Consider the following 26,383-nt stretch of genomic DNA (forward strand, 5'->3'; position numbering starts at 1 on the left):
GTCGTTTTACTGTCCGCGTATCTTCAAGATAACTCCGTCCAGGCTATCGAGATCAGCAAAATCAATAATCATCTGCCCCCTGCCCTTGCTGCCTAATTTGAGAGCAACCTGGGTGGCCAGCAAATCAGATAACTCTTCTTCCAGACGGGTGATGTCGCGAGATTTTTCTGCCTTGTCGCGCGGCTTGCCATTGGCACTCATATCTGCCGTGGTCTTGGCCACCAGTTTTTCCGCTTCACGAACCGACATGCGTTTGGCAACAATCTGGTTCGCCAGTTGTATCTGGGTGGCGGCATCGGTCACCAGCAGTGAGCGGGCATGGCCCATGTCTATGTCACCCGCCATGAGCATGGTTTGCACCGGCTTGGCCAGATTCAATAAGCGCAGCAAGTTAGACACGGCACTGCGTGAGCGCCCTACTGCATTGGCCGCCTGCTCATGGGTAAACGAGAAATCCGTGATCAACCTGTGTATCCCCTGGGCTTCTTCCAGGGGATTCAGGTCTTCACGCTGCATGTTCTCGATGAGGGCCATGGCGGCGGCGGCCTGGTCATCGACATCCTTGACCAGCACCGGCACTTCATCCATGCCTGCCATTTGCGATGCACGGAAACGGCGCTCACCGGCAATGATTTCGTAGCGGGTAACGCCGTTGTTTTGTCCTATCGGGCGAACCAGGATAGGTTGCATCAAACCCTGGGCCTTGATAGAGGCAGCCAGCTCGGCCAGTGCGCCCTCGTCCATGCGGGTGCGGGGCTGGTACTTACCAGCTTGCATTTGTGCCACGTTCAGGCTGGTAGGGGCACCAGTGACGGTAGGTACGGCCTCAGCGAAGTCAGCAGCACCGCCGAGCAAGGCGTCCAGGCCACGGCCCAGACCTTTTTGTTTTTTGATCGACATACTTATTTTTCCAGTTGTTTAATTCTTTCCACCATCTCTGCACCAAAGGCGATATAGGCTTGCGCCCCCTTGGATGCAGGATCAAACACCACGCCAGGGATACCGTAGGATGGTGCTTCTGCCAGACGGACATTGCGCGGGATCAGGGTTTTGAAGACCTTGTCGCCGAAATGCTGTTCCAACTGATCAGAGACTTGTTGCGACAGGGTCATGCGCGGGTCAAACATCACACGCAGCAAGCCGACTATCTTCAAGTCAGGGTTCAGGTTGGCCGAGACTTTCTTGATGGTATTGGCCAGATCGGACAAACCTTCCAGCGCATAGTATTCACACTGCATGGGGATGATCACACCATGGGCGGCGCACAGGCCATTCAGGGTCAGCAAGGACAGCGCTGGCGGACAGTCGATGAGGATGAAGTCATAGTCAGCATCGACCTTGGCCAGGGCTTCACGCAGGCGCTTGTCGCGGTTATCGAGTGAAACCATTTCAACTTCAGCGCCAGCCAGCTCACGGTTGGCGGGCAAGACATCAAAACGACCAGATTCAGAGCGCAGTTTGGCGGTCGTCACATCTGACATACCCAGCAAGACTTCATAGATGGAAGCGGTCAGCTTGGCCTTGTTGATACCTGCCCCCATGGTGGCATTGCCCTGGGGATCGAGATCAACCAGTAAGACACGTTGATCGAGTTTCGCCAGGCCTGCGGCGAGATTGACGGTAGTTGTGGTTTTACCCACGCCACCTTTTTGATTTGCTATACAAAAGATTTTTGCCATAGAGGTTTCCGTAAGATCAGGCCTGGGTTTTCTTGATAAAGACGAGGTGACGTTCTGCCTGTAAACCAGGCACCGTCAAAGCTTGCAACTTATCCACATGCCAGCCAGCGGGCAGGCTGTCTATTTCCTGTTTCGGTTCTACGCCCTTCATGGCGATGAACTGACCACCATCCGCCAGCAGATGACCCGACCAGTTGACGAAATTGGACAGCTCAGAAAATGCGCGTGAAGTGATGACGTCAAAGGCATGTTTGACCTGCAAGGCTTCTACCCTGCCGGTATGTACAGTGACGTTTTTCAATCCCAGCTCAGTCTTGGCCTGGTTCAGGAAGGCCGTTTTTTTGCTGACCGTATCTATCATGGACACTTTGGCCTGTGGATAAGTAATGGCCAGCATCATACCGGGCAAACCACCACCGGCACCCACATCCAGTATATTTTTTGCATCCTTGAATGCCGGCGCCGCAGAAAGCGAATCCAGCAAATGTTGCTTGACCATTTCTTTGGGGTCACGGATGGCCGTCAGGTTATACACAGAGTTCCATTTCGACAATAATGCCAAATATGCAATCATGTTATCAATTTGATCATCATTTAAATCCAGCAATAATTCCTCGACACCGCTCTGCAATATCGCTTTTAACTGTGCTTGTTCCACGTGAATCATATGGCCCTACTCTCGATTAACTGCTTGTTTTTCATTATTCTTCGTTTTATTTTTAGTTTTCTTCATCACCTGTATCCACGCAGACTTTAGCCGCGCTTTGAAACGCGCCTGTTATCTGATGTTCCACGTGAATCATTCAGGCTGGCCTTCGGCTACCGCATCTGCATTCGCCATGAACTCTTTAAAACCGCGCTTCTTCAAATGCACCAAAAGCAGGGAAATCGCAGCAGGCGTGACACCAGAAATACGGCCACACTGGCCCAGGCTTTCAGGCTGATGCTTGTTCAGTTTTTGCCTGACTTCAATGGAAAGCCCATTGACTTCCATGTAATCAAAAGCCACTGGCATTTTGAGATTTTCAAAATGTGCATGACGCTCAACCTCTTTGGCCTGCCGGTCTATATAACCGGCATATTTGACCTGTATCTCTACCTGCTCACGTACATGTGGATCAAGCACACCTGGCCCGGCCAACTCCTGCCCTTCCACACCTTGCAAACTCATGAGGCTTTCATAAGTCACTTGCGGGCGGCGCAATAAATCAGCCAGGGAATATTCGCGTTCCAAAGCCTTGCCAACGACACGCTCAGCCTCCACATCCGCCAGGATGCGTGGATTGACCCAGGTCGAGCGCAGCCTTTCCATTTCACGTGCAACACTTTCACGCTTTTCTTCAAACTGCTGCCATTGGGCATCGCTGACACAACCCAACTGGCGACCTATCTCGGTCAGGCGCATGTCTGCATTATCTTCACGCAGACTGAGACGGAATTCGGCGCGACTGGTGAACATACGGTAAGGCTCTTGCACACCCTTGGTAATCAGGTCATCCACCAGCACGCCGAGATAAGCTTCATCACGGCGCGGCACCCAGGCCTCTTTACCCTGGGTTTTCAGTGCGGCATTGAGGCCAGCCAACATACCCTGGGCTGCTGCTTCTTCGTAACCTGTTGTGCCATTGATTTGACCGGCAAAGAACAGGTCCTCAATCTGGCGGGTTTCCAGCGATGATTTCAAACCACGCGGATCAAAGTAATCATATTCAATCGCATAGCCAGGACGCAGGATGTAGGCATTTTCCATACCGCGCATGGAACGAACCAGGTCCAGCTGCACGTCAAATGGCAGGCTGGTAGAGATACCGTTGGGGTAAAACTCATTCGTGGTCAGGCCTTCTGGCTCCAGGAAAATCTGGTGCGATTCTTTGCTGGCGAAGCGGTGTATCTTGTCTTCTATCGATGGGCAATAGCGTGGCCCCACCCCTTCAATAACCCCCGTATACATGGGGCTACGGTCCAGACCAGCACGGATAATGTCGTGGGTTTTTTCATTGGTATGGGTAATCCAGCATGGCAACTGCCTTGGATGCATGCTGGTGTTACCCATATAAGAGAACACCGGCACAGGATCAAGATCACCTGGCTGCTCTTGCAACTGTGAAAAATCGATGCTGCGACCATCTACACGTGGTGGTGTACCAGTCTTCAAACGCCCTTGTGGCAGTGCCAGCTCTTTCAAACGGGCAGACAAAGATATCGCAGGTGGGTCACCGGCACGGCCTGCCGAGTAGTTATTCAAGCCCACGTGTATCTTCCCATCAAGAAAAGTACCTGCTGTCAGCACGACTGCGCGGGCACGAAACCTGATACCAACCTGGGTCACGGCACCAACAACACGGTTACCTTCGACCAGCAAATCATCGACTGCCTGCTGGAACAGCCACAGATTAGGCTGATTTTCCAGACGACTACGGATAGCCTGCTTGTACAAAATACGGTCAGCCTGGGCACGGGTTGCGCGTACAGCTGGGCCTTTGGACGAGTTCAAAATGCGAAATTGTATGCCCGCCTCATCGGTGGCAATCGCCATGGCGCCGCCCATGGCATCGACCTCTTTGACCAGATGCCCCTTGCCTATCCCACCTATGGATGGGTTACAAGACATCTGACCCAGGGTCTCGATATTATGGGTCAACAACAGTGTGGACTGCCCCATACGGGCAGAGGCGAGTGCAGCTTCAGTACCGGCGTGACCGCCGCCGACGACGATGACATCGAATTCTTTAGGATAAAACATGGTGGATTTCTGAGAATCTAGGAGATGAGGCTCGATTATAGTTTGTTTTGCAGTGCAAACTTTAGCGGGCTAAAGATTCTCTTTTTATTTAGATCTATGTTTCACGTGAAACATAGGTATCAAGACATAAAAAATGGGACCGAAGTCCCATTATCACTGCCAGATTGTTTCACGTGAAACACTGCTATTTAAGAAAGCCATCGTAAGTCGTCTTGCATATCAGCGCTACCACCACGCCAAGGAACATTTTGCGAACAAACGAAGTACCGTGTTTTATTGCCAAATGACTACCTAAAATTGAACCGCCAACACCGCACACAGCCATCGTCAAGCCCAGCATCCAGAGTACGTGACCACTGTATCCAAACCAGATCAGGGCAGCGGTATTGCAGGCAACATTCAAAACCTTGGCTGCCGCAGAGGCGCGCAAGAAGTCATAACCGAAGATGCGTACAAACAGAAACATGAAGAAGCTGCCTGTGCCAGGCCCAAAAAACCCATCGTAAAAACCTATGCCCGCCCCCACCAGCATAGCCATATAGGTTTCTTTACTACCTGAAAATACCGGCTTATTGTCCGCCCCAAACTCTTTTTTCTTGAAGGTATAGATAGCCACAGCCAGCAAGATAAAAGGTAAAGCCCTGCGCAAATAGGTAGGTGGGATATGCGTCACCAGAAAAGCCCCGGCAAAAGAAAACGCAAAAGCCATGAATGCGGCTGGCGCCACCATGCTCCAGCGCAGGCTGACGGTCTTCATGTAGCGAGTCGCTGCAACTGTCGTGCCCCAGATACCTGCCATCTTATTGGTGCCCAGAAGTGTCGCTGGTGCAGTTCCTGGGAGGAATGAGAACAAAGCTGGCACTTGCACGAGCCCGCCACCACCAACAATAGAATCAACAAAACCAGCAAAGAAAGCGGCCAAACCTAGTAATACTATATCCATGGGAAACCTGAAAATTTGATGTAAATAAGTGGTGCTGACAGGGAAAGTACAAGATCCAAGCAACTACGCCTCACCTATAGTACGATAAAGACCAGGCAATAAATCAGAACAGAAATGCGCAAACAGAAATGGAATTACATCTGGCCTAACAACTTTAAACCCTTATCCATTTTTAGAAAATTTACACATGAACGACTTTGAATTCAGAACCGTCCCCAGCCTGATCAGCCAAACCGGTGCAGCTACACGTCTCGGTAAAACCATACGCCAGGAATTTCCAGCAATCCAGCATGTATTGCTGGTGACCGATGCCGGTTTCCTGCGTACTGGTCTGGTCCAACCCGTCATAGCCAGCCTGGAAACAGAACAACTCAAAGTCAGTATTTTCTCTGATGTGATTGCCGACCCGCCAGAAGCTATCGTCTTGCAGGCAGTAGAAAATGCGCGCGCCCTGCAGGTGGAACTGGTAGTTGGCCTGGGTGGTGGCAGCTCCATGGACGTGGCCAAACTCATCGCCATCCTGGCGGGCAGCGAGCAAAGCCTGTCCACCATGTATGGCATAGGCAATGTCAAAGGCAAGCGCTTGCCTTTGATACAAATCCCGACCACGGCAGGCACAGGTTCTGAAGTCACGCCCATCTCCATCGTCACCACCGGTGCCACCACCAAGATGGGCGTGGTTGCACCACAACTGTATGCCGACATCGCTATCCTCGATGCACAACTGACTACCGGCTTGCCAGCCAAGGTCACGGCTGCCACCGGCATTGACGCCATGGTGCATGCGATAGAAGCGTATACGACCAAACACAAAAAGAACCCGCTATCCGACATGCTGGCAGTGCAGGCTTTGAAGTTACTCTGGAACAATATCGATGAAGCCTGCAACAATGGCAGCAATCTGGCAGCAAGGCAAGCTATGCTGCTCGGTGCCATGCTGGCCGGGCAATCCTTTGCCAATGCCCCCTGCGCTGCTGTGCATGCCCTGGCCTATCCGGTGGGCGGCATCTTCCATGTGCCGCATGGTTTGTCGAATTCCCTGGTCTTACCGCACGTACTGCGCTTCAATGCCAGTCATGCGGCTGAACTGTACGCCGAACTGGCAGCTATCATCGCGCCTGAAGCTACAGGCACAGCAGAGCAGCGCTGTCACGCCATGATCAAGGCCATGGAAGACCTGGCAGTAAGGGTAGGCATAGAAACCCGCCTGAGCCAGGTAGGCATCACCGAGAAAGACCTGGACCAGCTCGCCAGCGACGCCATGTTGCAAACACGCTTGCTGGGGAATAATCCACGTGAAGTGACGAAGCAAGATGCGCGAGCGATTTACGCCGCGGCCTTGTAAGAGAGAAATAAGGTCAGAATATGCAAGGCCAGATGCTGCATGAGCGGCATCTGGCCTCAGCGTCAAATAAGCGTCAGATAGCATCAACCAGTACCGCATTCGCCTTATCCACAGGTGTACAGCCTTCCATTACAACGATATGGTTAATGGTGCCTGCACTTTTTCCGTCAGGCGTAACCAACTCCCTGACTGGCCCTATCATCGTGCCATTCACCGCGCCCTTCGCATCCGTCCTGAAGATACCACTGACACTCGCCTGCCCATTCACATACACGCTATAGGTCGTGCCTGGCTTCAGCTTGAACAGTGACACTTCCAGCGCATCGACCACGCCCAGATTACGCAAGACCACAAAACCACGGGCATCACCCTTGGCGGGCTGCAAACGGATATTACTGGGCTCGCCATTGCCACGCGCTAGCAGATTGGCACTGCCATCGTCGCTTTCCACCACATGCGACAAATACACCAGCGCCTGCGGTGCCTGGCCGCCGCCCATATGAGCAAGCACCTTGTTGCTGGCGGTATCAATGACTTCCACCCCATCGCCATTTTCGAGACCAACATACACACGACTGCTGTCATCAGAAGCCCAGATGCCATGCGGTAAAGCGCCGGTAGCAATTGTCGCCATCAATTCTGCATTCTTGTCCGTGGAGTAGACCTTGACCACATTCTCGCCACCTATGCTGACATAGGCCACAACTCTGCCACCGACTTTGGCAAAGGCAATGTGGTTAGTGATAAAGCCGGTATCAAACACGCCAATGACTTCCAGAGTCCGCGTATCAATGCGTGTGACCTTGCCGACATCCTTATGCGTCATCCACACTTCCCGCCCGTCTGGTGTGAATTGCAGGAAAGGCGAAAACGGGCTGACGACAGGGATCTTTTTTATTACCTCATGCGACTTGACGTCCACCACATCGACAGCCGCTGTAAAGCTGGAAGCCACGAAAGCCAGTTTGCCATCAGGATGAAACTGCACCATGCCTGGCCCCAGACCAGTCTGGATACGGCGGGTTTCCTTGAAGCTGATGGGGTCGATCACAGATACGTAATCTTCGCCACGCACCACTACCCAGACTTCTTTGCCATCGGCGCTGAAGAAACCTTCATGTGGCGAGCGGCCGACATAAGTCGTGCCGTTGACTTTATTGGTAGCAGTGTCGATAAAGCTCACCGCATTCGAACCATTGGAAATTGCCAGCAAGGTTTTATGATCAGGCGAAAAACCCAGACCATGCACATTGATCTGCCCTTTGTACAAGGGAGACAGCACATCGGGCCGTGCATTGCCAAGGCGTATCTGCCCAACCAGCGTATTCGTGGCGGGATTAAATACCGACACCGTATTGCTGTTCTGATCTGCTGTGTAGACACGGTCCTGTGCGGGCGGCAAGGCCTGTGCAGATGGCAAAAACAAACCCATTGCAGCGGCAGCCAATAGATAAGAGGATTTTTTCATGAGATTCATTTTTCGTGAGGGAAGGATTTATTTTTTCTCTGAAGCATCAGCATGATGTTTCAGCCAGGCTTGCATGAGGCGGATTTCGTTTTGCTGTTCCGTAATGATGCCCAGTGCCAGATTGCGGATTTCCGGGTCTGTGGTGTATAGCAGCATCCCTTTCGCCATATCCACCGCACCCTGGTGATGGGGGATCATCATAGTGATGAAATCATGTTCCGAAACACCGTTCATATAGGCACGCTGCATGCCGTCATCCATGACGGCCATGGCATCGTCCATCAGTTTGGCGAAGGGCTTTGCTGTACTGGCGACGAACACTGGTGGCGGGCCTGATGTCGTGGCATTACCGTGGTGGTGATGTGCTTCCTGGGCGCTGGCCATAGCAGTGGGCAGGCCGAAACTGAGGGCTACTAACAAATGCCATAAGAAACTGGAATTGAAACTACGCATGAAAACCCCTCTCAATGATGGAAAACTGTCCCGCATCTTAAAAGGCAGATGCTGAACTTCTCATGTCTTTTGGATGACAAATTTGTCATCCTGAAATGCAGGGTCAGGAGGTAAAATCGATTTCAGGATTTGTGTGCAGCAGCAATAACAGGACTACAAATGACCCTACTCGTCATTGAAGATGATCAAAAAACCGGTGACTACCTGAAGAAAGGTTTTCAGGAATCCGGCTATGCCGTTGACCTCGCCCGTAATGGCATAGATGGATTACACCTGGCGCTGGAAGGTGAGCATGAACTGATTATCCTTGACGTCATGATGCCGGGCATGGATGGCTGGACCTTGCTCAGCGCGCTACGCGCCAGGCGTGATGTGCCGGTGATTTTCCTGACCGCGAAAGACCGTCTCGACGACAAGATTAAAGGCCTGCAACTGGGTGCCGATGATTACCTCGTCAAACCATTTTCATTTGCAGAACTGCTATTGCGCGTGCGCACCATACTGCGTCGCGGCGTTGCCCGTGACACCCGTGACGCAGATATGTTCCAGATCGGTGACCTGCAATTCGATGCGATCAAACACAGGGTCACGCGGCAGGGCATGCAGATCGTACTGACAAAAAAAGAATTCATGCTGCTGCATTTGCTCATCAAACGACAGGGAGAAGCCCTATCCCGTTCCGTCATCGCATCCCAGGTTTGGGACATGAATTTTGACAGCGACACCAATGTCGTCGATGTGGCCGTGAAACGCCTGCGTGCAAAGATTGATGCCCCCTTTGAACAAAAACTCATCCATACCGTGCGCAGCGTAGGCTATATGTTTTCGGACCAGCCATGAAATTCTGGAACCACTGGGAACTGCGCTACCGCGTCGCCGCGCTATTTGGCCTGGTGGCCTGCCTGGTCACGGCCGGACTGGGTTTCTACCTGTATGCCTCGGTCAGGCAGGCCATGGAAATGCGCGCCGACTACACCCTGATAGGCAGGGTGGAACACTTCCGCAATCTCTTTCATGACCTGTACGACATCAAGCAGATGGAAGAGCGTCCGGGCTTGTTCGAAAGCATGCTCGGCAATGAACAGGATGTGCGCATTTTCAAGCGGGTTGGTGACGCGCCGTTTATACAGGTGAACCCTGGCAAGCTGACACCGCCAGCCATACCTGCGGTGCCAGTAGGAACAGCCCTCAACATAGAAGCCCTGCGCACCGGGCAAGCCGACGATGGTGTGCGAGTGCGCTGGGTGACGGCGCTGGCCATGCTGGGCACCAACAAGGATACGATAGAGATCACAGCAGCCTATGTCATGACACAGGAATCCAAAGTCCTGTCCACCTATCTGTACCGCGTCATGGCCGCAGTCGCCCTCACTGCCCTGCTGACCACGGCACTGGCTTTCATCATCCTTCGCCGTGGCCTGCGGCCCATCAAACTCATGCATGACAAAGCAGCAGAAATCAACCCGGCAAAATTGTCGGTGCGCTTTGGCATGCAAGACGCCCCGCCGGAATTACGCTCACTGACTGAGGCGTTTGATGCCATGCTCGACAGGCTGGAAAAAGGCTATGAGCATCTGAACCAGTTTTCTGCCGACCTCGCTCACGAAGTGCGTACGCCCGTCAACATCATGATGGGTCAGTCGCAAGTCGCGCTGCGCCAGGCCAGGAGCGCGGCAGAATATGAGCAAGTGCTGGAATCGAATGTGGAAGAATTATCCCGCCTGGCACGCATCATAGAAAACATCCTGTTCCTCGCCAATGCCGACCAGGACACAGTCGTCGCAGACCGGGTAGAAATTGATATGGCGGCTGAGCTGGAAAAGATCGCCGACTATTTTGAGCCACTGGCAGAAGAAAAACAGATGCGCTTTGAAGTCACGGCAAATGGCAGCATCTTTGCCAACCTCATCATGTGGCGTCGCGCTGTCAATAACCTGGTATTGAATGCCATACGCTATGGCAAATCCGGTACGGCAATCCAGCTGATCGGCGGGCAAAATGAAGGTACTGCTGTGATCTCTGTCATCAATCAATGTGAGGCACCACAGCCACCCGATACAGACCGCATGTTCGACCGCTTTTATCGCGGCGATGCATCACGCAGTGCCTACACGGAATCGAATGGCCTGGGTCTGTCCATCGTACGCGCCATCATGCATCTGCATCATGGCGCGACCAGTGTGACTTATCTTGCAGAAGCAAATACCATCTGTTTCAAACTGCAATTTCCAGGTACGACACTAAAATAAATTTGCCAGGTTTATGCATGTGGATAAATATCGAGCACAAAACTTATGCCCAGTCCTGCACAGCGCAGCATGAATTGCGGACTCAATTCCACGGCATAGTTGCGGCTGCCATATGAACTGGCTTTCAAATGTATGCGTGCGCCCTGCTCTCTGAGCATCAATAAAAATTGCGTATGTGGTGTCAGCTCATCGAATACCTCTGCCATGGCATCTTCCAGCGAGTCATCGGTGGAAAGATATTCACCACGCTCAAATGGATCAGCGAACCAATAACTTTCGGCATATTTCCCATCCAATAATTGTCCCTTGGGAGTCTGGCGCTGCATACCACACATGTGGGCGTGCCTGGGCGTAATACCCAAGCGCTTGGTGATGAATGAAGGGTCGATGTTGGGATGCCAGATTTGCAGGGCAAGACGATAGGAATAATTTTGCAATACGGACTTTCTCTAAATATTTTGAAATTTAAAACAACTCGTTCAGCTCCTTCCATTCTGTCCACAAAACTCTACGACGAATCATGAAACTGAAAAATCTACGGCATTTTAACAAACGCCTGATTTAAAACATGGCCGGAGAAAAAAATCTATCGCAGATAAAAAAAGCCCCAAGAATTTCTTCAAGGGGCTCCTCTTGAATCCAGCAATTCAAAACTTTAACCAGCCTTAGCCTTGCCTGTTCGTTCCACATAAGCCATCAATTCACCAACAATCCCGCGCCTGAAAGCCAGTACGCAGACAATGAAAATCAGACCGGTGACGATGGTGACTGAATCACCTATGGAGCGGAACCATTCTATCGTCGTGATGTTTGCCAGCAGGTTGCCGAGGTCGCCCAGTTTATTTTCCAGCGCGATGATGATGATGGCGCCAACTATCGGGCCCACCAGCGTGCCCAGACCGCCCACCAGGGTCATCAAGACCACCAGGCCAGACATGGACCAGTGCACGTCCGTCAGCGTCTCAAAACCCAGTACCAGGGTTTTAGTGGCACCAGCCAGACCGGCCAGTGCAGCCGACAGGACGAAGGCCATGAGCTTGTAGCGGTCTACGTCATAACCCAGCGAGATGGCGCGTGGCTCGTTTTCCTTGACGGCTTTCAAGACCTGGCCAAACGGTGAATGCACGGTACGCATGACGATGGCAAATCCGGCAATCGCCACTACCAGCACAAAGTAATACAGCGTCAGATCAGAACTCAGGTCCAGCATGCCTAGCAGTTTTCCGCGTGGCACACCTTGCAAACCATCTTCACCACCGGTGAATTTGGCCTGCAGGAAAACGAAGTAAAGCATCTGCGCCAAGGCCAGCGTGATCATGGTGAAATAAATACCCTGGCGGCGTATCGCCAGTGCACCCATCACGAGGCCTATCAGGGCGGCGGCCCCTACGCCCAGCAAGATGCCCAGCTCAGTCGGCAAACCGGCATCACGCAAGGCCCAGCCTGCGATATAACCGGCAGCACCAAAGAAGGCTGCATGACCAAAGGACAGCAAGCCCGTGAAACCAATGAGCAAATTAAAGGCACAGGCAAACAGGGCGAAGCACAAGAGCTTCATCAGGAACACCGGATAGACGATAAACGGTGCCGCCAGTAACAGGGCAAAAGCTATGCCGTAACTGATTTTCTTATTCATGGTGGCTCCGTTTATTTTTCTTTACCAAACAAACCGGCAGGGCGGATCATCAGGACGATGGCCATGACGATAAACACGACGGTTGCCGACAGTTCAGGATAAAACACCCGCGTCAAACCCTCGATAATGCCCAGGCCCAGGCCTGTCAAAATCGAACCCAGGATAGAGCCCATACCGCCTATCACCACTACCGCAAACACCGTGATAATCAGGTTGGAACCCATCAAAGGCGACACCTGTATGACAGGCGCTGCCAGCACGCCTGCAAAAGCGGCCAGTGCCACACCAAAGCCATAAGTCAGCGTCACCATCAACGGTACATTGACACCAAAGGCTTCAACCAGTTTGGGGTTTTCAGTACCCGCACGCAGGTAGGCACCGAGCTTGGTTTTTTCGATGACGAACCAGGTCGCAAAGCAGACTACCAGCGAAGCCACCACCACCCAGGCGCGATAATTAGGCAGGATCATGAAGCCAAGATTGGTCGCCCCCGTCAGCGCTTCCGGCACTTGATAAGGCTGGCCGGATACGCCATAGATGGAACGGAACACCCCTTCCAGCATCAGCGTGATACCGAAGGTCAGCAACAGGCCATACAGATGATCCAGCTTGTACAGCCAGCGCAGCATGGTTTTTTCTATGACGATACCAAACAGCCCCACCAGCAAGGGTGCGAGCAGTAGCATGGCCCAGTAATTGATGCCAAAATAATTCATGCCCATCCACGCGAGGAAGGCACCCATCATATACAGGGCACCATGGGCAAAGTTAATCACATTGAGCAAGCCAAAAATCACAGCCAGCCCCAGAGACAGCATCGCGTAAAACGAGCCGTTGACCAAGCCCAGCAAAAGCTGGCTCAGCATCGCTTGCAGCGGAATACCAAATATTTCCATGGCACGCTAAATAAAAAATGGATGGAAAGGTGAATACCTCTCAACACAGAGGCACGGAGACACAGAGAAAATCAGGAGAAAAGCCGCTATTTCCTGGCTGATCAGTAAGCAATTTTCTCGTGAAAGCCCCTGAACTGAACGGCATTCATTTTTTCAAACAGGAAGGTCGCGACAAAGTCCGCGACCTTCACCGTAAAACAACGGCAATGCTGAAATTCAATTATCGGGATGCAGAGCAAGGCGCAAAACACAGCAATACTTTAGTATTGCGAGGCTTTGCAACGCCGCTATGCGCCCGAGAATTGGATTTCACTTCCAGAGGGAGCATTTGGATTCGGATTTGGTGGTAAATGCTTGCTCACCCGGAATCGTCTGCGCCACCTTGTAATAATCCCAAGGCTCTTTCGACTCAGCACTGGACTTCACTTGCATGAGATACATATCATGGATCATGCTGCCATCGCCGCGGATGTAACCGTTTTTGGCATACATGTCATTGACCTTCATGCTTTTCAGTTTTTCCATGACTTTTGCAGTGTCATCCGTACCCGCAGCCTTGACAGCATTCAGGTAAGTCAGGGTGGCCGAGTAATCAGCTGCTTGCAGGCTGGAAGGCATTTTTTTCATTTTTTCGAAGTAACGGCGTGACCATTTACGCGCTTCTTCGTTTTGATTCCAGTACCAGCTATCGGTCAGGTACATGCCATTCGTGGCATTCAGACCCAGGGAATGAATGTCATTGATAAACATCAGCAAACCCGCCAGTTTCATGGTCTTGGTGACGCCAAATTCATTGGCAGCCTTAATCGCATTGATGGTGTCACCGCCGGCATTTGCCAGGCCAAGGATTTGTGCCTTGGAAGCTTGCGCCTGCAACAGGAAAGAAGAAAAGTCAGAAGCAGACAGCGGGTGTTTCACTGCACCTGCCACCGTGCCGCCATTGGCTTTGACAACATTGGCAGTGTCACTTTCCAGTGAAGCGCCAAAAGCGTAATCGGCAGTCAGGAAATACCAGCTCTTGCCCCCCTGTTTAACGACAGCAGAACCTGTACCCTTGGCCAGCGCCACGGTGTCGTAGGCATAATGCACGGTGGTTGGTGCGCATTCTTCATTGGTCAGGCGGGCAGAGCCAGCGCCGATGGAAATAAAGACGCGTTTCTTTTCTGCGGCCACTTTGGCCATCGACAAAGAAGTACCGGAGTTAGTACCACCTATCAGCATATCTACGCCATCACGGTCAAACCATTCACGTGCGCGGCTGGCTGCGATATCGGCTTTGTTTTGATGGTCAGCTGTGACCAGTTCAATTTTTTTGCCCAGCACTGTGCCACCAAAATCGGCAATCGCCATCTTGATGGCTTCTGCTCCACCCTGGCCATCGATATCAGAATACAGGCCAGAAATATCGGTGATGAAACCGATCTTGACCACGTCACCAGACACTTGCGCATTTGCATTCAGCGCCAGGCCAGCCAGTGCAGCGGAAACAGCGAGACTTGCTACTTTTAATTTCGTGAATGTTGCTTTCATGCGTCTTCTCCAATCATATTTTTATTCAATCCTGCTTCACCAAGACAGCGAGGCAGTTACCTTACACATCCTGAGCACTCAAATTACACACCCAACAACTCATTCAAGACCGGCATTTTTTCCTGCAATTGCGCAGACGCAAAACTCTCAACGATCTGCCCATGCTCCATGACGTAAAACCTGTCCGCCAGCGGAGCAGCAAAGCGGAAATTCTGTTCCACCATGACGATGGTATACCCCTTGGCTTTCAACATCGTGATCATGCGTGCCAAAGCCTGCACAATGACTGGTGCCAGACCTTCGGAAATTTCATCGAGCAGTAACAAACGGGCCCCCGTGCGCAAGATACGCGCTACCGCCAGCATCTGTTGTTCACCACCTGACAGGCGTGTACCCTGACTGTTTTTACGCTCGGCCAGATTGGGGAACATCTCATAAATCTCGGCCACCGACATACCCTTGTTATCTTTCGACACCGAGGGTGGCAACATCAGGTTTTCTTCTGTGGATAAGGATGAAAATATCCCCCGCTCTTCCGGGCAATAACCTACGCCCAGATGCGCCACTTTATGGGTAGGCAGGTGGATAGCCTCTTGCCCATTGATCTTGATCGAACCCTTGCGAGCGCCAGTCAGGCCAACGATGGCACGCATGGTGGTCGTGCGCCCGGCACCATTGCGACCGAGTATGGTGACCACTTCGCCCTGGTTCACTTTCAAATTCACGTCATGCAGGATATGCGATTCGCCATACCAGGCTTGCAGGCCGGTAATTTCCAGCGCAGGATTTGTACTTGTAGCACTCATGCATGCGCCCCTTCCAGTTCAGCACTGGTACTGCCCATATAGGCTTCCATGACTTTGGGATTGGTAGATACTTCCTTGTACGTGCCTTCGGCCAGCATGGCACCGCGCTGCAAGACCGAGATCTTGTCGCAAATACCTGACACCACATTCATATTGTGCTCCACCATGAGAATAGTACGGCCAGCCGACACCTTCTTGATCAGTTCGGTCACCCTGTGCACATCTTCATGACCCATGCCTTGCGTGGGTTCATCCAGCAGCATCATTTCAGGCTCCATCGCCAGGGTCGTGGCGATTTCCAGCGCACGCTTGCGGCCATAGGGCAAGTCTACTGTCACTGTGTCGGCAAATGAAGTCAGGTCAACTTCGGCCAGCAATTCCATGGCACGCGCATTGAGCTGGTTCAGCGACTGCGCACTTTTCCAGAAATGAAAGGATGTGCCTAGCTTTCTTTGCAAGCCTATGCGCACGTTTTCCATGACGGTCAGATGCGGAAACACTGCCGAGATCTGGAAAGAACGTATGATGCCCTGACGCGCAATCTGGGCCGGTTTGGCCGAGGTGATATCGCGGCCATTGAACAGGATTTGTCCCGAAGTCGGGACAAGAAATTTGGTCAGCAAATTGAAACAGGTAGTCTTGCCGGCACCGTTAGGGCCGATCAGGGCGTGGATATGCCCACGCTGTACCTGCAAATTGACATCGCTTACAGCGGTAAAGCCCTTGAACTCTTTGGTCAAGCGCTTAGTCTCCAGGATGACGTCGGTCATCTCTTCTCCTTATTGTCTGGCTTATGGTATTTAAATTCCCACTACATCCAACGCGACAACACTTCCTTATTTTTTTGGAAGTTTTTTATATTAGCTTTTTATAGTACCCAGCAAATGGATTTCTAAACAATACGGTATAACTACTGTAAGTAATTCCACGCAGAAATTGCAAGCCTTCATTTTCCCAATATACTCTGCGCTGCCTTCTCTGCAATCATCACAGTCGGTGAGTTGGTATTACCTGAAGTTATAGTCGGCATGATGGAAGCATCAGCCACACGCAGGCCAGCGATGCCTAACACGCGCAAGCTGCAGTCGACTACCGCCAGTACATCATCTGCACGTCCCATTTTGCAAGTGCCTACCGGGTGGAAGATCGTCGTGCCTATATCCCCTGCGGCCCTCGCCAGTTCTTCTTCCGTCTGGAACTGTACACCAGGCTTCATTTCTTCAGGCTGATATTTTTGCAAGGAAGGCGCGGCGATGATCTTGCGGGTTAGCTTCAGCGAGTCAGCAGCGATCTTGCGGTCTTCCGCAGTAGTCAGGTAATTGGGTACTATCTTCGGCGCGGCCGCCGCATCATTGCTGGCTATGCGCACATGACCACGCGAAGTAGGGCGCAGATTGCAGACACTAGCGGTAAATGCCGGAAAATCATGCAGGGGGTCGCCAAACTTTTCCAGCGACAAAGGTTGCACATGGTATTGCAAATTCGGTGTCGCCTGGGTGGCATCCGAGCGGGTAAATGCGCCCAGTTGTGATGGTGCCATGGACATCGGGCCGCTCTGAAACAAGGCATATTCCAGACCTATGCGCGCCTTGCCTATCAAGCTGTTGGCCATCTTGTTGAGTGTTTTGGCACCGGTGATCCTGAACGCCGACCGTATCTGCAAATGGTCTTGGAGATTGCCGCCAACACCCGGCAATTCATGTACAACATCTACTCCAGCCTGTTGCAAATGTGCCGCATCGCCTATGCCCGACAATTGCAAAATCTGTGGTGAGCCTATGGCACCGGCTGCCAGCACGGTTTCTTTCATGGACTCGGCAAACCAGCTACGGCCACCGCCTATGAATTCCACCCCTGTGCAACGCTTGCCTTGTTCATCATTCCTGATGACCAGCTTTTGCACCTGGCAGCCTGTCATGATGGTCAGATTGGGGCGTTCAGCCGCCGGTTTCAGAAAAGCCTTGGAAGCATTCCAGCGCACGCCACGTTTTTGGTTCACATCAAAATAGCCGCAACCTTCATTATTGCCACGGTTAAAGTCATCACTATTTGGTATGCCTACCTCTGCTGCCGCATTGCGGAAAGCATCGAGGATTTCCCATGACAGCCTTTGTTTCTCTACCCGCCATTCACCGCCCTTGCCGTGGAATTCTGCATCACTGCCATGGTGATCTTCGCTCTTCTTGAACAGTGGCAAGACCTGCTCCCAGCGCCAGCTATCGTCACCTGTCAGCTCTGCCCATTGCCGGTAATCCCTTTCCTGGCCGCGCATATAAATCATGCCATTGATGGATGAACTGCCACCCAGCACCTTGCCACGCGGATAAATCAGGCTGCGGCCATTCAGGCCTGCTTCTGCCTCGGTACGTAACATCCAGTCTGTGCGCGGATTATTGATACAGTACAGATAACCAACGGGAATATGTATCCACACATAATCATCCTTGCCACCCGCTTCTATCAACAAAACCCTATTCTCAGGATTCTTGCTGAGGCGGTTTGCCAATACGCAACCTGCAGTACCGGCACCGACGACGATGTAATCAAACTGTCCTGCTGCTTCCATACCGTTTCCTTGTTGTTTATTAAGCCTGCATTTCCGCGACCAGCGCAGCCATCAGTTCTGCCACGCTCAAATCTCTCACTGCAGCCATGCCCTGCCCGGCCCACATCGACATCAGGCCGGTGTTGTTCGCCTTGGCAGCGGCTGCGCGTATCGCCCCCGTCAATGCATTCTGTATGGGATAGGCGGGCACTTTATCTGCAACCGCATCCATGGTTTGCATAAAGTGGTTGTCGATGCCACGTGCAATACGGCCAGAAAAAGCACGGGTCTGGCGTGTGGTGTCACTTGTGCTTTCCAGCAGACCTTGTTTGTAAGCTGGATGTATCGCCGATTCTTTTGTCGTCAGGAAGGCAGTACCCATTTGCACCATCTGCGCTCCCGCCTGCAGCATTTGTTTGATCTGCCTGCCATCCATGATGCCGCCAGCAGCGATGATGGGCACCTGCATATGCGGCTTGCAAGCGTCCAGCAAGGCCGACAGGCCCAGGGTTGACTCTTTTTGCGCACCAATGAAAGTACCACGGTGACCACCGGCCTCCACCCCTTGCAGGCAGACAGCATCTGCCCCCATGGCTTGCCAGACGATGGCTTCCTGCAAGTTAGTGGCAGTACCCACCACTTTTATTCCCGCATCATGCAGACGTTGCAACTGGCTGCCGTGCAAGACATCGAAGGTAAAGCTGGCGACCGCAGGGCGGGCTGTGATCAGAGCATCGAGCTGGGCTTCAAAGTCTTCGCACCAGCGGGTTGGTGTAGGCAAGTTGTCCCAGCCCAGTTCTTCACAAACTGGTTGCAGCAAGAGTTTGGCAGCTTCCAGCGCGGCAAAATCGACTTGTGGGCGAGTCTGCACGAACAGGTTGATGGCGAAGGGTTTGTCCGTCAGTCTTCTGATGTGTTCAGCCTGTTCTATGATGGCTAGCGGGGTCAGCAAGGGGGCTGCCAGAGAGCCCAGGCCGCCTGCATTGGACACTGCGGCCACCAGTTCCGGGGTGGTGGCGCCACCGGCCATGGGGGCTTGGATGATGGGGTGGGGGCAGAGGGTTGGCAGGCTGGACATTTGGAGGCTCCGGGTCAAGTTAATGTTGTGAATTGCTGGTAATAAGGAAATTGAGCTTTCTTGATCATGTATAAATTAAGTTTTTGTACGCTAACCCATTTACATACTTCTGTCACTGTATTGCGATTGCAGGTCGGGGGTAGCCCGACAGCTACTCACCTTTTTTGCTTCGCCAAAAAAGGTAAGCGAAAAAAGGCGACCGAGGCGTCGCTGCCCCCTGAAGGGGGTTCCCTTTGCTGCAAGTCAAAAAATGGGAAATGTCCGAAACTCGCTACGCTCAAACAGCGGCCATTTCTTTTTCCATTTTCTGCCTTGCAGCAAAGGCATCGACACATCGGAACTACTAACGTCAAAAACAACAGCAACCCCAAAACACAGGTTAATTGACCATTCTCCATGACATATGCATAGCGGTCGCATTGACGTTGCTTTTGACTCTGTTTTTGATCTTAATCCGCTTGGGACGATGTAATTTGTGCTTCACGGAAAATGGATCAGAAAGCTTCGTTGTTTGAGCGCAGCGAGTTTCGAAGCTTTCCCATTTTTTGTGATGCACAAATTATGCTGAAGCGTAGCGTAAGCACCCGAAGGGCGAGTCTGCGGTCGCCTTTCTTTGAATACTTTCTTTGGCGAAGCAAAGAAAGTATTTCGGGCGCCGGGCCGAGACCCGGCTTGTGTCTACGAAGGGCAATCGTTTTAATCAAAGCACGGCAAACACAACGAACGCCGCTGGGCTCCTGCCTTCGCAGGAGCGACGACAATCTGATTGCCATTTATCGACAGAACCTCATCCTCATCCCGACCTTCTCCTTGAAGGAGAAGGAGCCAGCTCGCCGCTACTTCGCCACTGGCATCGTAAACTCCGCCCCTTTATCTATGCTATCCGGCCACCTCTGCATGATGGATTTATAGCGCGTATAAAAGCGTATGCCCTCTTCGCCATAGGCATGCACATCGCCAAACAAAGAACGCTTCCAGCCACCAAAAGAATGCCATGCCATCGGCACAGGGATAGGCACATTAATGCCCACCATACCAACCTGGATGCGGCGCGAGAATTCGCGGGCAGTGTTGCCATCCGAGGTAAACAAGGACACGCCGTTACCAAATTCATGACGGTTGATGAGTTCAACAGCGGAAGCAAAATCAGGGACGCGGACTACGCACAGGACCGGGCCAAAAATTTCTTCGCGGTGTATTTTCATACCCTCTTTGACGTGGTCAAACAGGCAGCCGCCAAGAAAGAAACCCTCTTCATGGCCGGGCACTTCCAGGCCACGGCCATCGACCAGCAGTTGCGCGCCTTCGGCTATGCCTTCAGCGATATAAGATTCAATTTTTGCCTTGTGCTGGGCTGTCACGACCGGGCCCATTTCAGCATCAGACTCCATGCCATTCTTGATCTTCAAAGCCTTAACCCTCGGTACTAAAGCCTCGACAAGTTTGTCAGCCACATTACCAACGGCAACAGCGACCGAGATCGCCATGCAGCGTTCACCGGCAGAGCCATAGGCTGCGCCCATCAGGGCATCGACGGCTTGTTCGAGGTTGGCGTCAGGCATGACGACCAGATGGTTTTTTGCACCGCCCAGAGCCTGCACGCGCTTGCCCATACGCGTGCCTTCGCTGTAGATGTATTCAGCGATAGGTGTGGAACCTACGAAAGAAATGGCAGACACATCGGGGTGCTGCAGCAATGCATCGACAGCGACTTTATCACCCTGCACGACATTGAAAACACCATCCGGCAAACCGGCTTTTTTGAGCAGCTCAGCTATCAGCAAAGAGCAGGAAGGATCGCGCTCAGACGGCTTCAAAATGAAGGTATTGCCCGTCGCTATCGCCAGCGGTGCCATCCACATCGGTACCATGAAGGGGAAGTTGAAAGGTGTAATGCCTGCCGTCACACCCAGCGGCTGGCGCAGGTTGTAATTATCTATGCCGCCACCAATATTGTCCGAGAACTGTGACTTCAGCAATTGCGGCATGCCGCAGGCAAATTCGACGATTTCTATGCCGCGTGTGACTTCACCCATGGCATCCGACAAGACCTTGCCATGTTCACGGGTGATCAGAGTCGCCATTTCCTTATGATGCTGGTCCAGCAATTCCTTGAACTTGAACATTACACGAGCACGTTTTAGCGGCGCAGTTTCTGCCCAGGCCGGTGCGGCCGCTTTGGCAGCGGCAATGACGGCATGTACTTCGTCTACGCTGGCGAGGGCAACACTGCCTGTCACTTCGCCAGTGGCAGGATTGAATACATCTTGCTGGCGAGCACTGCCAGATGCATAAACCTGGCCATTCATATAATGCGCAATTGTGGATGTCATAAGTAAACCTTGGGGGTAAGTTCCGTAATCCGGAAAGATATGCATGACAATAATCGACTACCCACAGTAAATCCAATGAGTTATTATCAATAGCAATATAAGGATTGCTAATAATGGACTTGACACAATTACGTGCTTTTGTCGCTGTCGCCAGGGCAGCCAACCTGACCCGGGCGGCAGAGCAATTGCATGTGACCCAGCCTGCCGTCAGTCTGCAAATCAAATCCCTGCAAGAGAACTTGCAACTGACTTTATTCACACGCAGTGCCAGCGGCATGCGCCTGACCAATGACGGAGCCAGGTTATTACCGCTGGCAGAAAAAGTCATCGCCAGCATGGGCGAATTTCGCCAGACGGCGCAGGCCTTGCACAGCACCATTTCTGGGGAGCTGGCGATAGGGACAATACTGGATCCCGAGTTCACCCGCCTCGGGGTGTTTTTGAAACGCCTGGTCGAGACTTATCCACAGTTATCCACAAAATTGCAGCAAGGCATGTCAGGCACAGTCTTGCAACAAGTACGGGCTGGCAGCCTGGATGTGGGGTTTTATCTGGGCCAGCCGCCAGATGATGGCAAAACACCCTGTCATAGCCTGGTGCTGACGCCATTTACTTATCGCGTGGTGGCACCCTATGGCTGGAAACACCGGGTAGCTGGTCAGGGCTGGGCCAGCCTGGCCAGTTTGCCGTGGTTGTGGACACCGGCAGAATCTGCCCATCATCGTCTATTAAGCAAAATCTTCGTTGAACTTGATGTCATTCCTAATAAAGTTGCCCTAGTAGACCAGGAACCCAGCATGCTGGACCTGGTCAAGTCTGGTGTGGGCCTGAGCCTGATACGTGATTCCATCGCCATACGCGAAGCCCATGCCCATGGCCTGGTGATCGCTGACGCAGTCAGCATCACGACAGAATTGAGTTTCATCTGTCAGGAAAAACGACAAAATGAAGCCATGATCGCAGCTAGTTTTGCCTTATTGAAAACGATCTGGGCCTAGACTGTGGGCACAGCCATCAATCAGGAGAAAATATCTGCCCTTGCGGCAAATTCAGCGGTATATTTCCAAAGATTATCTTCATCGGAAACCTGCGTCGTGAAATCCTTGAAATCCAGCCTGGTTTGCTGTCTGGCCATCGCGCCTGCCATCAGCCATGCAGATACGATCAAATTGCTGATACAGGAATTTGCACCTTTCACGCATACCGATGTCAAAACTGGAGAAATTCAGGGGGCCCTGACTGAAAAAATACAGGAAATCCTGAAACGGGCTGGCGATAGCTACACCATCAGCAGCACCTCACTGGCGCGCGGTCTGAATTCCACCCTCAATGACGACAATACTTGTTTGTTTGGTTTTCGCCGTACGCCCGAGAGGGAAAACCTGTATAAATGGGTGGGCCCGCTAGTGACTGACAACTGGGTGTTGTATGGCCGCAAAACCGATAGCCTACTATTGAAAAATTTTGAAGATGCCAAACCCTATTCCATAGGCTCGTACAAAAATGCAGCGACCGGCATGCAGCTCAGCGAACAAGGCTATAAGATAGAATTCTCGAATCAGGATGAAGACAATCCACGTCTCCTGGTCAATAACCGGCTGCGTTACTGGATAGTCTCAGAAGCGCATGGTATGGTCATTGCCCAGCAGCTGGGATTTGCCAATGATATTGTGCGTGCCATTAAATACAAAAGCCAGGAATTGAATATGTTATGCAACGCCCGCATGGACAAGCAACGCATAGAGCTATACAACAAAATCAACAAAGAGCTGGATAACGACGGCACCATGGAAAAAATTACACGCAAATACGGAATTAAATAATGGCCAGATCAACCAAGGCCGCCCATGCCGTCAATCGCCTGCGTGAGCGCAGCAATAATGCCCCCTATTCCATGGTCAGCCTCGCCGATGGCCGCTTTTCCCTGACCCTGGCCAATCTGGAACAACCAGATGAATTACCAGTCAGCGTCAGTGAGGCCATGGAAATGGATGAATTTGTCGCCTACGTCAACAGCCTGCAAAAACTGGTGCCCAAAAAAGCCAGCAAGCTCGATATCGCCTTTGAAAAAAAACTCCAGGCCGCCAAGCAAAAGTAATAGGCAACACAGCAAGCCCATTATTAATTAATATATACGCAAAATTGCAGCTGCAAGATCTCCTGTCATTTCATGGACAAGCCAGAGCTTGCCTGAAATCCCGGCTGGCATCTGGCACCGGCAGTTTTGCAATCATATTTTTATAAGGAAAACTGTATGAAATACACTTGCCTCAGCGCCCTGCTCGCCAGCGCGCTGTTGACTGGCATCTTGCCCACATCGACTGCCCAAGCACAAGCACCTGATAGTGTAGTCGTCAGCAAACTCACAAAAATCGATGAAAAAGTCGGCACAGGAAAAGAAGCCATCATAGGAAGTTCTGTGAATGTACATTACACAGGCTGGATACACGACCCCTTCGCCAACAGGGAGCGTGGTAAAAAATTTGATAGCTCGGTGGGTCAACAGCCATTTTCATTTACCGTAGGCGCTGGTCGTGTCATCAAAGGCTGGGAGCAAGGCGTTGCTGGCATGAAGGTGGGTGGCAAACGCACCCTGATTATTCCGCCAGAACTGGCATATGGCGCGGCAGGTGCAGGCAATGGCCTGATACCACCAAATTCGTATTTAATATTTGATATTGAATTGCTGGATGTAAAGTAAACGCCTGGGGTATTAGACGCCTGTGGCGTGCTTGCTGGCCTGTATCAAGAGGCCGGCTTACCTTTATTTTCTGGCATTTCTGGCCACATCGAGTCATAGGAATAAATCGCGTAAAAGAAAATCGAGATGGCCAAAACGGTCGCTAAAGTTCCCGCAAAAAACAGAGGACTCAAACCCGTGGGGAAAATATACTGATACCAGGCAACCAGGCAAACAGCGACCATGGCAAAAAATGCCAGGACGATCAAGCGACGGCTTTTGCGCATGGTGCCAAAACCCATCAGCAGCAGCACCAGCAAAGATAAAGAAAAATTGAGTAAACCCGGCACAAAATTGCCTTTCTTGCTTAATATTAAATTAATAATCTACTATATCAAATTCAACTCTGTTTGCCATTACACAACAGACTTAATTTGTAACGAGACGTCAACATCAGCCTGAATATTTTCAATCTGTGTTGTCCCGCACTTCTTTCATGAGCGGCCAGACGCATCAGGAATTTTTATGACATATCTGCTTGCACTAGACCAGGGCACCTCCAGTTCGCGCAGCATCATCTTCAATCACCGGGGTGAAGTGATAGCCACCGCCCAGCAAGAGTTTCGCCAGATTTTCCCGCAACCGGGCTGGGTAGAACATGAGGCCATGGAAATCTGGCAAAGTCAGTTTGCCACCTGCCAGCAAGTCATGCGCAAAGCGGGTTTGCAGGCAAATGACATCGCTGCCATAGGCATCACCAATCAACGCGAAACCACGGTATTGTGGGACAGGAAAAGCGGGCAGCCCTTGTACCATGCCATTGTCTGGCAAGACCGCCGTACCGAAGCCTATTGCGATGAGTTGCGTCAGCAAGGCTATGCCGAACGCATACAGGCAAAAACTGGCTTGATACTCGATCCTTATTTTTCTGCCACCAAGCTGAAATGGCTGCTCGATGAGCTGCCGGATGCCCGCCGTCGTGCACTGGCAGGTGAACTGGCCTTTGGTACCATAGACAGCTGGCTGGCCTGGCAACTCAGTGAAGGTAAATTGCATGTCACCGATGTCAGCAATGCTTCGCGCACCATGCTGTACAACATCCATGAGGGCAAGTGGGATGAAGAATTGCTGGCCTGGTTTGACATTCCCAAAGCCGTCTTGCCCGAGGTTTTACCCTCCAGCCACAAGTTTGGGCAAACCAGCTTGCTGGGTGCTGCCATTCCCATCGCCGGTATCGCCGGTGACCAGCAGGCGGCCCTGTTTGGCCAGGCTTGTTTTACCCCAGGCATGGCAAAAAATACTTATGGCACGGGTTGCTTCATGCTCATGCATACAGGCGAGCAATGCCCGCATTCGCAAAATGGCTTGATCAGCACGGCCGCCTGTCAGACTGATGGCCCTGCCCAATATGCACTCGAGGGCAGTGTCTTCATAGGCGGCGCCGTAGTGCAATGGCTCAGGGATGGCTTGAAAGCCATACAGCATTCGCCCGATGTGGAACAACTGGCCGCCACCGTGCCCGATTCTGGTGGTGTGGTCTTTGTACCCTCCTTCACCGGCCTGGGAGCACCTTACTGGGTGCCTGCGGCCAAAGGTGCCATCCTGGGTCTGAGCCGCGGCAGTACGGTTGCGCATATTGCCCGGGCCGCACTCGAATCCATTGCCTTTCAAAGTACTGCCCTATTGCAGGCCATGGTCAGGGACGCGGTATTCCCCATCCGTGAATTGCGGGTAGATGGTGGTGCGGCAGCCAATAATATGTTGCTACAATTCCAGGCTGATTTATTGGGCATACCCGTAATACGTCCCAAAGTCACAGAAACCACGGCCCTGGGCGCGGCCTATCTGGCAGGTCTGGCTGTCGGTATTTATCAAAATATGGAAGAATGCGCAGCACAATGGCAAATGGACAGGCAATTCAGCCCATCCATGAGCCGCGACGAAGCAACCAATCTCATGCAAAACTGGGAAGTCGCCGTAGGAAAAGTAAGATAATCCG

Annotated in this window: 25 protein-coding genes; 8 read left to right on the forward strand and 17 right to left on the reverse strand. The window is 52.0% G+C overall.

What is annotated here, in order from left to right; genetic code table 11:
- Nucleotides 1-6 precede the first annotated feature (6 nt).
- From ACO0LC_RS00475 to ACO0LC_RS00495, 5 genes are all read right to left on the reverse strand, one after another.
- A complete protein-coding gene (locus ACO0LC_RS00475) occupies nt 7-900 on the reverse strand; it encodes a ParB/RepB/Spo0J family partition protein (RefSeq protein WP_422999521.1) in 894 nt (297 codons plus the stop codon).
- Between the two features lie 2 nt (nt 901-902).
- Nucleotides 903-1,679 carry a ParA family protein gene (locus ACO0LC_RS00480; RefSeq protein WP_422999523.1) on the reverse strand — a complete coding sequence of 259 codons (777 nt, stop codon included), beginning with the start codon at nt 1,677-1,679 and terminating at the stop codon, nt 903-905.
- A gap of 16 nt (nt 1,680-1,695) precedes the next feature.
- Nucleotides 1,696-2,346, reverse strand: coding sequence for a 16S rRNA (guanine(527)-N(7))-methyltransferase RsmG (gene rsmG / locus ACO0LC_RS00485; protein ID WP_422999525.1), 651 nt, complete (start codon nt 2,344-2,346; stop codon nt 1,696-1,698).
- A gap of 132 nt (nt 2,347-2,478) precedes the next feature.
- Nucleotides 2,479-4,422 carry a tRNA uridine-5-carboxymethylaminomethyl(34) synthesis enzyme MnmG gene (gene mnmG, locus ACO0LC_RS00490; RefSeq protein WP_422999527.1) on the reverse strand — a complete coding sequence of 648 codons (1,944 nt, stop codon included), beginning with the start codon at nt 4,420-4,422 and terminating at the stop codon, nt 2,479-2,481.
- Nucleotides 4,423-4,606: 184 nt separating this feature from the next.
- Nucleotides 4,607-5,365: a sulfite exporter TauE/SafE family protein gene (locus ACO0LC_RS00495; RefSeq protein ID WP_422999529.1), complete on the reverse strand. Its 759-nt coding sequence runs from the start codon at nt 5,363-5,365 to the stop codon at nt 4,607-4,609.
- Between the two features lie 187 nt (nt 5,366-5,552).
- Here ACO0LC_RS00495 and ACO0LC_RS00500 point away from each other — a divergent pair, with 187 nt between their 5' ends.
- Complete coding sequence (locus ACO0LC_RS00500) at nt 5,553-6,710, forward strand: iron-containing alcohol dehydrogenase (protein WP_422999531.1); 1,158 nt, start codon at nt 5,553-5,555, stop codon at nt 6,708-6,710.
- A 73-nt stretch (nt 6,711-6,783) separates the two neighbouring features.
- On the opposite strand, the gene ACO0LC_RS00505 is transcribed toward ACO0LC_RS00500, so the two are convergent.
- Entirely contained in the window at nt 6,784-8,178 is a 1,395-nt protein-coding gene (locus ACO0LC_RS00505) for a cytochrome D1 domain-containing protein (protein WP_422999533.1), read from the reverse strand.
- 27 nt (nt 8,179-8,205) lie between these two features.
- Entirely contained in the window at nt 8,206-8,631 is a 426-nt protein-coding gene (locus ACO0LC_RS00510) for a DUF305 domain-containing protein (RefSeq protein WP_422999535.1), read from the reverse strand.
- Between the two features lie 159 nt (nt 8,632-8,790).
- On the opposite strand from ACO0LC_RS00510, the gene ACO0LC_RS00515 reads away from it, so the two are divergent.
- Both ACO0LC_RS00515 and ACO0LC_RS00520 read left to right on the forward strand, forming a co-directional pair.
- Nucleotides 8,791-9,471, forward strand: a complete 681-nt coding sequence (locus ACO0LC_RS00515) for a heavy metal response regulator transcription factor (protein WP_422999537.1) — start codon at nt 8,791-8,793, stop codon at nt 9,469-9,471.
- Nucleotides 9,468-10,880: a heavy metal sensor histidine kinase gene (locus ACO0LC_RS00520; protein ID WP_422999539.1), complete on the forward strand. Its 1,413-nt coding sequence runs from the start codon at nt 9,468-9,470 to the stop codon at nt 10,878-10,880. Before ACO0LC_RS00515 ends, ACO0LC_RS00520 begins: the two co-directional genes overlap by 4 nt.
- A gap of 11 nt (nt 10,881-10,891) precedes the next feature.
- Here ACO0LC_RS00520 and ACO0LC_RS00525 read toward each other — a convergent pair whose 3' ends face one another.
- The 9 genes from ACO0LC_RS00525 to ACO0LC_RS00565 all read right to left on the reverse strand — a co-directional run bounded on the left by ACO0LC_RS00525 (nt 10,892) and on the right by ACO0LC_RS00565 (nt 21,704).
- Complete coding sequence (locus tag ACO0LC_RS00525; RefSeq protein ID WP_422999541.1) at nt 10,892-11,317, reverse strand: DUF4279 domain-containing protein; 426 nt, start codon at nt 11,315-11,317, stop codon at nt 10,892-10,894.
- 218 nt (nt 11,318-11,535) lie between these two features.
- On the reverse strand, nt 11,536-12,516 hold the full coding sequence (locus ACO0LC_RS00530) for a branched-chain amino acid ABC transporter permease (protein ID WP_422999543.1): 981 nt from the start codon (nt 12,514-12,516) through the stop codon (nt 11,536-11,538).
- A gap of 11 nt (nt 12,517-12,527) precedes the next feature.
- Nucleotides 12,528-13,412, reverse strand: coding sequence for a branched-chain amino acid ABC transporter permease (locus tag ACO0LC_RS00535; RefSeq protein ID WP_422951691.1), 885 nt, complete (start codon nt 13,410-13,412; stop codon nt 12,528-12,530).
- A 309-nt stretch (nt 13,413-13,721) separates the two neighbouring features.
- Nucleotides 13,722-14,942, reverse strand: a complete 1,221-nt coding sequence (locus ACO0LC_RS00540) for an ABC transporter substrate-binding protein (RefSeq protein WP_422999546.1) — start codon at nt 14,940-14,942, stop codon at nt 13,722-13,724.
- A gap of 83 nt (nt 14,943-15,025) precedes the next feature.
- Nucleotides 15,026-15,748 (reverse strand): ABC transporter ATP-binding protein, encoded by a 723-nt coding sequence (locus tag ACO0LC_RS00545; protein WP_422999548.1) that lies wholly within the window; start codon nt 15,746-15,748, stop codon nt 15,026-15,028.
- Nucleotides 15,745-16,518, reverse strand: a complete 774-nt coding sequence (locus ACO0LC_RS00550; protein ID WP_422999550.1) for an ABC transporter ATP-binding protein — start codon at nt 16,516-16,518, stop codon at nt 15,745-15,747. Before ACO0LC_RS00550 ends, ACO0LC_RS00545 begins: the two co-directional genes overlap by 4 nt.
- Before the next feature lie 176 nt (nt 16,519-16,694).
- Nucleotides 16,695-18,314 (reverse strand): GMC family oxidoreductase, encoded by a 1,620-nt coding sequence (locus tag ACO0LC_RS00555; protein ID WP_422999552.1) that lies wholly within the window; start codon nt 18,312-18,314, stop codon nt 16,695-16,697.
- A gap of 19 nt (nt 18,315-18,333) precedes the next feature.
- Nucleotides 18,334-19,371: an NAD(P)H-dependent flavin oxidoreductase gene (locus ACO0LC_RS00560; RefSeq protein ID WP_422999554.1), complete on the reverse strand. Its 1,038-nt coding sequence runs from the start codon at nt 19,369-19,371 to the stop codon at nt 18,334-18,336.
- Nucleotides 19,372-20,207: 836 nt separating this feature from the next.
- Nucleotides 20,208-21,704 carry a CoA-acylating methylmalonate-semialdehyde dehydrogenase gene (locus tag ACO0LC_RS00565; RefSeq protein WP_422999556.1) on the reverse strand — a complete coding sequence of 499 codons (1,497 nt, stop codon included), beginning with the start codon at nt 21,702-21,704 and terminating at the stop codon, nt 20,208-20,210.
- A 113-nt stretch (nt 21,705-21,817) separates the two neighbouring features.
- On the opposite strand from ACO0LC_RS00565, the gene ACO0LC_RS00570 reads away from it, so the two are divergent.
- The 4 genes from ACO0LC_RS00570 to ACO0LC_RS00585 all read left to right on the forward strand — a co-directional run bounded on the left by ACO0LC_RS00570 (nt 21,818) and on the right by ACO0LC_RS00585 (nt 24,405).
- On the forward strand, nt 21,818-22,702 hold the full coding sequence (locus tag ACO0LC_RS00570; RefSeq protein WP_422999558.1) for a LysR family transcriptional regulator: 885 nt from the start codon (nt 21,818-21,820) through the stop codon (nt 22,700-22,702).
- 96 nt (nt 22,703-22,798) lie between these two features.
- Entirely contained in the window at nt 22,799-23,527 is a 729-nt protein-coding gene (locus tag ACO0LC_RS00575) for a substrate-binding periplasmic protein (protein WP_422999560.1), read from the forward strand.
- Nucleotides 23,527-23,802, forward strand: a complete 276-nt coding sequence (locus ACO0LC_RS00580) for a hypothetical protein (protein WP_422999562.1) — start codon at nt 23,527-23,529, stop codon at nt 23,800-23,802. The genes ACO0LC_RS00575 and ACO0LC_RS00580 overlap by 1 nt, the downstream gene beginning before the upstream one ends.
- Before the next feature lie 156 nt (nt 23,803-23,958).
- On the forward strand, nt 23,959-24,405 hold the full coding sequence (locus ACO0LC_RS00585; RefSeq protein WP_422999564.1) for an FKBP-type peptidyl-prolyl cis-trans isomerase: 447 nt from the start codon (nt 23,959-23,961) through the stop codon (nt 24,403-24,405).
- Between the two features lie 44 nt (nt 24,406-24,449).
- On the opposite strand, the gene ACO0LC_RS00590 is transcribed toward ACO0LC_RS00585, so the two are convergent.
- Nucleotides 24,450-24,734, reverse strand: coding sequence for a hypothetical protein (locus ACO0LC_RS00590; RefSeq protein ID WP_422999566.1), 285 nt, complete (start codon nt 24,732-24,734; stop codon nt 24,450-24,452).
- Nucleotides 24,735-24,909: 175 nt separating this feature from the next.
- On the opposite strand from ACO0LC_RS00590, the gene glpK reads away from it, so the two are divergent.
- The gene (gene glpK / locus ACO0LC_RS00595; protein ID WP_422999568.1) at nt 24,910-26,379 is read left to right on the forward strand and encodes a glycerol kinase GlpK; all 1,470 of its coding nucleotides are present in this window, start codon (nt 24,910-24,912) and stop codon (nt 26,377-26,379) included.
- The last annotated feature ends 4 nt before the right edge of the window (nt 26,380-26,383 follow it).

It is taken from the genome of Undibacterium sp. JH2W (genome assembly GCF_049340425.1).
Lineage (GTDB): Bacteria > Pseudomonadota > Gammaproteobacteria > Burkholderiales > Burkholderiaceae_D > Undibacterium.